Consider the following 1,588-nt stretch of genomic DNA (forward strand, 5'->3'; position numbering starts at 1 on the left):
AAACAATAAGATACCTAATTCATTGATTAAAGAATTACTCTCAGGGAAAATTAAATCTAAAGAAGATATGGAAAAGTTAATTGAAAAAAAACTTTCCATTTATGAAACTCCCTACTGATATTTCAAAAACGCCATTGGATGAATTAAAATGGGGGTATATGAAAAATTATCCACTTTTCTTTTGATGATGTTTTTAAGTATATGCCTGACATTTCCTATGAGCGATGATAAGTTAAGTAAAATTACGACACATCGCGATGAATTAAAAGCATTAATAAATAAAAAAGAAAATAAGTCAGTCAAAGGAAAACTGGAAGAAATAAGAGAAACATATAGAACATTGACAGTTTCACAAAGTGCTTTAGAGCTTGAAATAATGTCTGACTCATTATCGGGAATGGCATTACTCACTTTTTTTATTGGCTAAAACACGAGAACTTACATTAAAGGTGATGTTACAACGAACTGAAAATGAGCAAAAACTTTTTGAAGAAATGCAGGAAGTGACGGAAAAATCACTAAAAGATAAAATTAAAGATCAAAAAGCTCAACTTAAAAAACAAGAAGAAATTCAATATTGGGCAGGCATAGGCTTAAAAATTTTAAGTGGATTACTCGCATTTGTTGCAGGTGTTGCTTCTATTTTTACGGCGGGTGCTTCGATGGTATTAATGGCTGTTGCTATAACATTATTTGTGGCTGATGTTGCCTTAACTGTGGCTGATGAAGTGGTTCAAGCTACCACAGGTAAATCATTTATGGATGAAGTTATGGCTCCCATTTCTGAATCCATTATGAAAGCAATAGATAAGATTGTTGATTTTCTTGCTGATGCCATTAATAGCACTATTGATGGATTAAAAGCATTTGGTATAGATAAGAAAGCCATTGAAGAAATGAAAAGTGCTATTCAAGAAAAACTAAAAATGGCACTACAAATTATAATTGCGATTGTTTTATTCGCTGCTGCAATGGCATTAAGTTTTGTTATTGGTCCTATAATGAAAGGCATTACGGATGTTGCAAATAAAATATTTAATCAACAAATGAGAAATACATTAAAAAGAGTATTACACGATACCCTTGAAGCTGTATTAGGCAAAATGATTAAAGAAATTATTATACAAGCAGTCGAAGAAGCCATGGAAAAAATTAATAAGCAATTGGCTAAGGATATTTCCAAAAAAAGCGTCGATTATGCTAAATCGTACTGTCGTTGTATCTAAATTAGTAAATTCAACGGCAACAAATGCAGTTAATATTTATAGTACTGTCATTTTCAGCTAATATTTTTGCAATCGGTGGCGGATAGTAAAAAAATTAGATGCTATATTAAATTTAATTCAAAAATTGATGGATAAGATAATGGAAAGCTATCATGAAAATATTGATGCTATAACCGAGATTTTAAAAAAGATGAGTGAAGGATCATCTATAAGTAATAAAGTCAAATCAGATATGATAAAGAGTATGTCTTTTTAATACAGACTTAAATTTAATTCAAAAATTGATGGATAAGATAATGGAAAGCTATCATGAAAATATTGATGCTATAACCGAGATTTTAAAAAAGATGAGTGAAGGATCA

At 30.2% G+C, this 1,588-nt stretch carries 2 protein-coding genes; both read left to right on the forward strand.

What is annotated here, in order from left to right; all coding sequences use genetic code 11:
- Positions 1-148 precede the first annotated feature (148 nt).
- Positions 149-427 carry a hypothetical protein gene (locus BHE89_RS26185; protein ID WP_286146235.1) on the forward strand — a complete coding sequence of 93 codons (279 nt, stop codon included), beginning with the start codon at positions 149-151 and terminating at the stop codon, positions 425-427.
- A 25-nt stretch (positions 428-452) separates the two neighbouring features.
- Positions 453-1,226, forward strand: a complete 774-nt coding sequence (gene sctE, locus BHE89_RS26190; RefSeq protein WP_286146236.1) for a type III secretion system translocon subunit SctE — start codon at positions 453-455, stop codon at positions 1,224-1,226.
- The last annotated feature ends 362 nt before the right edge of the window (positions 1,227-1,588 follow it).

Origin of the sequence: Shigella sp. FC1967 (assembly GCF_001743005.1) — a bacterium.
Lineage (GTDB): Bacteria > Pseudomonadota > Gammaproteobacteria > Enterobacterales > Enterobacteriaceae > Proteus.